Here is an 8,320-nt window from a genome sequence, read left to right as displayed (position 1 = left end):
CAACGATGTCGAAGAAAGCGTCATCGAAGGACACGTCAGCAAACTCCGAAAAAAACTCCGCTTCAAACTCGGTTACGATCCCATCGAAGCAAAACGATACATCGGGTACACATTCATCGGATGAAACAAAAGCCAAATCAATAAAGGGACAGCGGCTCTTTCAAAAACCAAAGCGGATCACGATTCGAATACAACGAGAAGAGATCGAATGAGCTGCTGCGCCCCACTAAGTCAGGCCTTTTGTGCACAACGGTTCGGTCGTGCAATCAGGCGCTCTTTTCTTCTAGCGGGACTTTGCGCCGTCGCCGCGTGCAATGGCACGGAATCGCTCTACACCTCAGGACCATGGGGACCGCCGCGTCGGATTGATCCAGCCGCTGCGCCTTATGGATTCCGGAGCGTCGCGCCACGCGAAGTAACCGTTATGATGGAAGGATCGCAATCGGCTCCGGTTCCGAAGCCGACTACGAGACTCAACCCGAAAGCTGCGCTCGAACCTTTAGAGCGGATCAGTGGTCCGGCGCGAAAGAGTGTCGCTCCTCCTTCCCAAGATGTCGCAGCGTTTCCTGAGACTTGGCAGGATACATCCGGTACCGCGCCAGTGCCCGATTCTATCATGCGGGCGACTCCGCAATCCAAGACGAATGCCACTCCACCAAGCCCGGTGTTCCGCGCAGCCGGGCGTGGCCCGACCTCGTTTGTCGGAACCTGGACGATCCGACCGGGAACCGGCGCTTCATGTAAATTGAACCTCTCAAGTGTCGCGGCGCTCGATCTTTACAAGGCTTCCATCTCACGATGCAGCACAAGCGCTTTGCAGGACGTCAATTCCTGGGCTATCAAGAACGGCAATATCGTTCTCTATGCGCGTGGCAGCGTCATCGCGCGGATGGCTTCAGACGGCAACTCTTTCCGAGGCGTCATTGAGGGCACCAACGTTCCTCTCACTATTTCCCGCTGATAGACCGTTAGATCACTGACAGAAGCTTCGAGCCGTAGGCGTCCATTCGCCAAAACCGCTCGCCACCATGTTCGCCACCACACGGCAAACATATTGTTTTTGCGCTGGATTGTTGTTCGGTCCGGCGTGATAGCGTGCGACCGCCATGGTCCAACTGCCCTCGCGCACGCGAAGCTGCTTTAAAAATTGGGCCGCATAGTCCACGTTATCATGGGGGTTCAACATGCTCGCCAAGGAACTGAACTTTTCGCGATGGAAGTGGTGGTTGATCTGCATACAACCGAGATCGATCAATTTTGCCCCATCACGACTGGCATCCTCGAAACGCCGCATCGCGTCCGACGCATTCGCCGCGAAGTAGGGCTTTCCTTCGATGTTCATCGCATAAGGTTGGAGCGATCCGCGCTTTCCCGTTTCCGCCAGGCCAACAGAATAGAGCATGCCCAACGGCACGCCATATTTCGTCGATGCGCGTACCATTTCACGCTCGCAGCTGTTGGAATTGGCGGCGGCCTTCCCGGCAACGCTACAGATAGAGACCGCTAATGTCGCGATGAGCAATAGCGCTCTCATCATTTCGATCCTTTCGTCTGTCGTCCGTATTGTCCCGTGGGGCCGACCGCTCGTGTGAGCGATCCTCGGAGCCGGCGGCGCTCTGGTGGGATCCGAATTGCTGTTGGGTTTGCGATTGCGGTCGCGGGCCGAAGGCGCTGTCCTGCAGCGCCCCATCCGTGCCGAGAATGTGAACGGTGAGAACATCCGGCCGATACCCTGACGTGCGAAGCAGGGCGGAAAGTTTCTCGGAATCCTTCCTGAGCAACTGAGCGGTCTCATCTGCTTGCACATGCAATTCCATCTCGATCCTGTCGCCGGCCAGTCGCATCTTAACGGTGACCACGCCGAGCTCGGCGGGATGAAGCTGAATGTTCAGCATTCTCACCACGCCTTCGGAGGTCCGCGAGAGAGGAACGGATGGCGTGGAATCCGTTCGTCGCATCTCCGCGCGGAGATCGTCGGCAACGTCCTTTGCTTCCGACACTACAGCCCCGGCGATACGCTGCAGGACCGCGCCCGAGGCAGCCGGATCGGGCGTGCCGCGCTCACTCGCCACAACCGGTTGATCCCGTGTCGCCTGCACTGCCGGATTCGCGTCCCGTGCGGAGAGGCTCGCTTGGAAATCGGCAACCGGCTGAGGTGCCTGCTTTCCGGCGAGGCTTTGTGAAATGCCAGGAACCTGTTCCTCAGCAGACATGGCTCTCGAAAAACTGAAGGAAGAGTTGGCAGGAACGGGCTTGAAGTGCGTCTCCTGATGGGTCACGGCGACCTTGAGCTGGGGCCGCTGTTCAGGAGGCTCCGCTCTCTCTCCGTTGTTGATCGAACCTGGGAGCGCGTCGTCTGTCACCGGCAATGAGAGAGTCGATTTTGCAAGCGGTGCGTCCTTCGCCGAAACTAACATCCGTGGCTGGGGTCTATCTGCCGAGGGGGTCTTCGTTTGAACGGCGCTGGCGATGGCCTGCTCAAGCAGAAGAGGATCGGCGCTCGCCACGGTGTCCGGCAAGGTAATAGCGGAAAAGTCCGACACACCATCGGTTCGCGGGGGCGTCTCGACACCTTCGCCCTCGCTCGAGAAGCCGTCGGCGTTCGAGCGTGAATGTTGGCCCCGCGCGGGATTTGCCTCCACCTTCGCGGAAAGGTCTTGGAGAAGGGAGCCGAAGGCAGTTGTGCCAAAGAGTCCCTTCGCGGCTTCCCCATCCCCATTCATCTGAGGCTTCAAAGCAATCAGGTCGATCTTTCGCGTGGCGTTCTGAATGAAGCTGTCGAGCTTGTTCATCGAGTGCCTTTCTGGAAAAGTTGGTCAACCCTTCCGATCGCATCTTGCGCGCGGGATATGGCGGGTGTCGGTTGATTGACTTTCTGAGGCTGCTCCATTGGAGAAGCCTGCGGCGTCGATTGTGCTGGCGGCAACGCCGCCACAGGCACGTTACGAATGTAGCTCGCCATCGACAGCGCCGATTCAAGCAACTCCGTATCACGCGCCGGAAGAATTGACTTCTCGATCTTCCGGAGCTCCGCGAGGCCGGCATCGAAGCCGTTCTTCGAGACGATGACCGAAGCCGCGCGATAGAGACTGGCACGTGCCGCGCTGACCTTATCCGATGCGGACAATTCGTACGCCCTGTCGGACGCGAGAATCGCAGCTTTGGTCTGGCCCTGGTCGATCGCTGCACGAGCCACCATGAGATAGAGTTCACGGCGAACATCCGGTTCCAACTCGTCGAGCATCGTCACGAGTCGTCCAAACTCCCTTTGGTCCTTCGCGAATTCAAGACGGGTGAGAGCGGTCGCGAAACGCTGCCTGAAGTTCCCGGAATAGACGGAGTGCCGAAAACGGCGCAAATATTGCCGCGACAGAGCCTCGAACTTCTTCGTGTCGCCCATCTGGCTTACAACGAAGATCTCGCGCCGCAACGCCGCCTCTTCAACGAGGGTGCCGGGCAGTTGCAGACGAACGAAATCAAGAAGTTCCACGGATTTCGCCGGGTTTCTGCGGACAATCAGCGCAGACTGAACGAGCGCCACCTGACCCGCCAGGAGTGGCGGAAGTGCATGGATGTCGACTTCCTCGAGGAATTCACGCGCGTCGTCTTCCCTCCCTTCCACATAGGCCAAGGCGCCTTTCACCAAGATCTCGTCCTGTTTCGCGAGACCGCCGACGGACCGAAGTTTCTGCAGGATGCTGGGCCTGCCGCCGCTCAGCACGAACACGACGGCGGATCGGACATTGCGTGGTTCCTGCCAGGTTTCCGCATCGAGCGCGATCAGGCTCTCGTCGATATGAGACAGGAGCGCACGCTGCGCGAGATGCGCCGATGTCGAGCCTGCCGCAATCTGATCCTGCAATGCCTGGAGCGTGCGCACCATTGCGAGCGGAGCGGAGGGTGAAAATTGTGCCTGGGCAATCTCAGGCTCCGCCACGGCGGGTGGGGAAATAAGGACGGCCGCGAAAGCCGCCAAATGCAATAGCCGGCACCTCACGAGGGACGGTCTCGCAAAAGAATCTCGATGCGCCGGTTTTCCGGCGCCTTCGGATCGGCTGCATTCTTGAGGCTGCGGTCGGCGTGCCCTTCGACGCGCTCGATCCGCGACTCGTCCAGGCCACCGCGCACGAGCATATATGACGCCATGTGTGCCCGCGCCGTCGACAAGCGCCAGTTATCATAAGTCTCCGACTTGAAGGGGCGACCATCGGTGTGGCCCCGGATGATGACCCGGCCAGTGCGAGCGCTCAAGATCTTTGCGATCTTTTCCATGGCGCGAACCACCTTCGGCTGCGGTTCGGCAGAGCCGACCGCAAACATACTGAAGTCGAGTTCATCGGTGATACTGATCAGAACGCCATCACCGGTTCTGTTCACCTCGACATGCGGGGTTGCGGACGATCCGCTCTCGTTCTGTACCGCCTTCGCGATCTCCGCTTTCAATTCGACGTCCTGCGACCGAACGCTTTGCTTTGCTGCCTCCGCATCGTTCGCTGCGGCAAGTTTCTGCGCTGGTTTATCGGACGTCTGAGAAGCCGTAGGTGTCGGTTTGTCATTATCGGTCGGAGCCGCCGGTGCGAGTGCATCGAGTTTCGCGTCGCGAGGAATCGCCGGCGCGGTTCCGGGTGCTCCGGGCGTATCCGTTTTGGGCTTCGGCATAGGCGCCACTTGCCAGTAGAGCGGATCGAAAGGATCGCGGTAAGCCTCCCCCCCATTCATACCGGGAACGCCGGTCTCGCCAAGGGTCGCGTCCACGCCCGAAGTGTTCTGTGTCTGCTCGTGATCGGCCTCGGCTGAAAGCTTTGCGAGGACGGCGTAAGGGTCCTGAAAAAGTGCGCTTTCTTTGAAACGGGATTTTGCGGGTGCCCGTCCGCCCACTTCCGGCCCGGTGCCATATGTCGTCGGCTTCTCGTTCTGGTCGGAATTGACGGACGACTCGGGCGAGTTGTTCTTCGGGTCCGTCAATCCCTTGCGCTCCGGCGAACTTTCGGCAAGCTGTACCGGATTGAAGTAGTTTGCCACCGTGACACGCGTCGCCTTATCCGTCGCGCTGATCAGCCACATCACAAGGAAGAAAGCCATCATCGCCGTCATGAAATCGGCATGGGCAATCTTCCACACGCCACCCTTGTGGTGCTCCTCCTCCTCATCAGGGCGGCGAACGATGATGATCTCTTGTTTCGCGGGATCGGACATGGTCAACTCGATTGAACGGCTTCACCCAAACGGGCTGCCCACGCTGTGAGTTGGGTTTCGATAAAGGTGTCGTTTGTGACAACTGACACATCGGCAACGTCCGAATTGACGAATTCGATCGAGGCGCCATCGAGCTCCATTCGTCGCGAAAGCCCAAGCAACAGATCATCCGGCCCGCGGATCACGATGGTCGTTCCCCGCTTTTCCTTGAGCAGAAGCGTGAGGATCGTGGCAAGATCATCCAGGCTATGTCGATGAACGCCGCCCGTGACAAAGGGTAAAATAACACGCGCCATAGTGGCCGAAAGGGTTGTTTCCAAAGCTTCGATAGCTGTCGCAAGTTGAGAAGAAAGACGCTCGGCTTCGTCGGCAACCCATTTGCTCCGCTCGGCGATTCTTTCTTCGGCGAAGCGGATCCTCTCCTGCGCGAGAGCATCCTCGGCTTCACGCTGTGCCTTTGCTCTCCCCTCCTGGCGACCGCGCTCCTCCGCCGCAGCGATTTGGGCCGCGATATCATCCGAAGGCGATTGCGAAGTCGGCGCTTTCATATTCGCTGCATGCCCTGGGTCCACAGCGGCGTCCAGATCGAAATCCATGAGATATCGCGAGATCGCGTGCACCATCACGCGGCCTCCATTAGCCATTGCTTGAGGATCGCGGCGGCCTGATCCTCATCGAACTCAACCATCTGCTCCAGTTTTTTCTGGGGTGTACGGTTCATCTTGCCTGTGAGATCCTCGATCAAATTCGGAACCGTGACAGTCTCGATCTGCGGCTCGCCATTCGGCGCCGCAGCGTCTGTCGGCGCAGCAAGAGCGACTGCGGCGTCATATGCCTGTTCCGGCTCGGAGCGTGCGAGAATAGCGGTCACGGCCGGCCGCAGGCCGAACCAGATCAACAGACTTGCGACGACCAGGATCGTCATTGCATTGATGATGTTCCCGAATTGCCGCATCAGAACCTCACCGAGACTCAAGGCCGGCGTTCCCTCCATCATGCGGCCGTCATCGATGAATCCGACTGCCGCAACTTTGATTTGATCGCCACGCGCCTTCTCAAATCCAGCGGCGGAAGAAACCAACTGTTCGATTTCTGCGATACGAGCATCAATGGCGCTTTGCGGCGCATCGTTACCGATCAGCGCGGCGATGCGGCTCCGATTGACGAGAACTGCGACGGAGAGATTCTTGACGGAGTATCCGTCGCTGATCGTCTGCACCGTCTTTGAGGAGATCTCATAATTTGTGAGCTCCTCGCGGCGCTGATTGTCCGCGCTCGAATTGTCGCCACCCTCGGAGCGCACCCGCTCTTCCGGCAAGTTTTGCTGGACGGTCGTTGGCTTTTGGTTGCTCCGGTTCTGAGAGACCTCCGTTTCCTTGACCGTTCGCACAGAACGCTCGACTTTCGTGTCAGGGTCGAACGTGGTTTGATTCGTAGTCGTCTTGTCGGTGTTCAACCGGGCCGCGACACTGACCTCGAAGTTTCCGAGACCGAGATAAGGCGTCAGAGTGCGCCGCACGTTATCCTGGATCTCCCGGCCAACCGTGCGCTCAAGACTCGCCATCTTGCCGGTCGAGGCGTTGGCGCCATCGTCGCCAGACATGAGCAACGTGCCGTCGGTATTGAGAACCGTCACCCGATCGACTTTCATGCCGGGGATCGCCGCCGCGACGAGATGACGGATCGCCTGGGCGGAACTCATATCGTCTGCAGTCTCGGTGCGCACGACAACCGAAGCCGAGGCAGGCTGCTGCTCTCTGCGGAACGATCCTCGGTCCGGCATCACGATATGAACGCGGGCCGCCTTCACACCCTTCATGGTCTGAATGGTTCGGGCGATCTCTCCTTCAAGCGCACGGACGCGTGTAATTTCCTGCATGAAGGAAGTCAGGCCGAGCGACCCGAGATCGTTGAAGAGTTCGTATCCCGATTTCGAACTCTGCGGCAGACCTTTCTCCGCCAACAGCATGCGGGCGTTGGCCGTATTGACGTGGCTGACCAACACCGCAGTGCCGTCGGCGCTGACATCGAACGGGATGCTCGCATCCTTCAGAACGGCGCCGATGCGACTGACGTCCTCTCGCTCCAGGCCAATATAGAGAGGCTCCTGTGCGGGGCGACTCAGGTAGTATGCTCCGAGGCCGACGCCAAGGAAAACAACGAGCCCGATAAGGCCCAACGCCACTAAGCGGCGTGCGCCGAGTTCAAGGATATTGCTCCAGAGCTTCTCGGCATGTTCGCGTCCGGTCATCTAGGCTCGGTTTCCCACGCATCGTTCCATAGCCAATCTGTCGCCCGACAATCTTGTCCGGAGCTTGCGCAGCAAAAAGCCACGCCCAAGAGGCGTGGCTTTTGTTTCGACTCAGGAAGAAGAGTTTCCTGTTATCGCTTATTTGAACAGCGAAAGAATGCTCTGCGTATTGCCGTTTGCGATGCCGAGCGCCTGAACGCCGAGCTGCTGCTGAACCTGAAGCGCCTTGAGGCGGGTCGATTCTTCTTCCATGTCCGCGTCGACGAGAGCGCCGATCGAACGCTCGTTCGCCTTGATCAGCGATTCGACGAAGGTCGTCTGCGACGTAATCTGCGTCTTGTTCGCGCCGAGCGTGGTCGCAGCGTCGGTCATGGCGCTGATGGCCTTGTCCACGGCTGCAATGTAACCGCGCAGCTTCGACAGATCCTGGTTCTGGATCGCGGAGACGTCCAGCTTGTCGATGGCGAGTTCGTAGTGCTTCAGCGCACCGTCCTCGTCCTTCGCCAGAACCGCCCATTCCTTGTTCAGAATGCCGCCCTCGCCTTGAACGGCCGCAACCGCAAGACCATTGGCCGTGTCGATCGCCGTGGCGTAGGTCGTCTTCGCGGTATCGAAGGTGGTCTTCGCCGTATCGTAGGCGGTCTTCGCAGCCGCGTCCTTGGAGCTGGCTTCCCAGGTCGCGAGATCCGTTTCCCACTGGACCTTCGCCGCGTCGAACGTGGTCTTGTCGGCGGAGATGTCGGCATCCGTAGCAGCCGCGGCGTCAGCAGCCGTCGTGGTCTTGTCGTAGAGCTTCGTCGTGTCCACCGAAACGTTCACGGTGTCGACTGTGATCGCGCCGTCGACGCGGGTGAACGAGGCAACGATCTTACG

At 59.1% G+C, this 8,320-nt stretch carries 8 protein-coding genes and 1 pseudogene; 2 read left to right on the top strand and 7 right to left on the bottom strand.

All coding sequences use genetic code 11. The features are described from left to right. Together AB4072_RS17070 and AB4072_RS17065 are read left to right on the top strand one after the other, a co-directional pair. A pseudogene (locus tag AB4072_RS17070) lies at positions 1-124 on the top strand (DNA-binding response regulator); the annotation flags it as partial. Positions 125-616: 492 nt separating this feature from the next. Beyond that, a complete protein-coding gene (locus AB4072_RS17065) occupies positions 617-961 on the top strand; it encodes an AprI/Inh family metalloprotease inhibitor (RefSeq protein WP_441969919.1) in 345 nt (114 codons plus the stop codon). Between the two features lie 12 nt (positions 962-973). Here the strand turns inward: AB4072_RS17065 and AB4072_RS17060 are convergent, their stop codons facing one another. The 7 genes from AB4072_RS17060 to AB4072_RS17030 form a co-directional block, all read right to left on the bottom strand. Then, complete coding sequence (locus AB4072_RS17060) at positions 974-1,534, bottom strand: transglycosylase SLT domain-containing protein (protein ID WP_441969918.1); 561 nt, start codon at positions 1,532-1,534, stop codon at positions 974-976. Continuing rightward, positions 1,488-2,792 (bottom strand): flagellar hook-length control protein FliK, encoded by a 1,305-nt coding sequence (gene fliK / locus AB4072_RS17055; RefSeq protein WP_441969916.1) that lies wholly within the window; start codon positions 2,790-2,792, stop codon positions 1,488-1,490. Before fliK ends, AB4072_RS17060 begins: the two co-directional genes overlap by 47 nt. Then, positions 2,789-3,982: a chemotaxis protein gene (locus AB4072_RS17050; RefSeq protein WP_441969914.1), complete on the bottom strand. Its 1,194-nt coding sequence runs from the start codon at positions 3,980-3,982 to the stop codon at positions 2,789-2,791. The genes fliK and AB4072_RS17050 overlap by 4 nt, the downstream gene beginning before the upstream one ends. An 11-nt stretch (positions 3,983-3,993) precedes the next feature. Further along, positions 3,994-5,196, bottom strand: a complete 1,203-nt coding sequence (locus AB4072_RS17045; protein ID WP_441969912.1) for a MotB family protein — start codon at positions 5,194-5,196, stop codon at positions 3,994-3,996. Between the two features lie 2 nt (positions 5,197-5,198). Beyond that, on the bottom strand, positions 5,199-5,819 hold the full coding sequence (locus AB4072_RS17040; RefSeq protein WP_441969911.1) for a hypothetical protein: 621 nt from the start codon (positions 5,817-5,819) through the stop codon (positions 5,199-5,201). Next, entirely contained in the window at positions 5,819-7,447 is a 1,629-nt protein-coding gene (gene fliF, locus AB4072_RS17035) for a flagellar basal-body MS-ring/collar protein FliF (RefSeq protein ID WP_441969909.1), read from the bottom strand. Before fliF ends, AB4072_RS17040 begins: the two co-directional genes overlap by 1 nt. 138 nt (positions 7,448-7,585) lie before the next feature. After that, on the bottom strand, positions 7,586-8,320 hold a 735-nt coding region (locus tag AB4072_RS17030), incomplete at its 5' end, for a flagellin (RefSeq protein WP_441969907.1).

This window comes from Microvirga sp. 2MCAF38 (genome assembly GCF_052115485.1).
Taxonomy (GTDB): domain Bacteria; phylum Pseudomonadota; class Alphaproteobacteria; order Rhizobiales; family Beijerinckiaceae; genus Microvirga.
The sequence above is the reverse complement of the archived record's forward strand: the minus strand, read 5'-3'. Positions and strand labels throughout refer to the sequence as shown.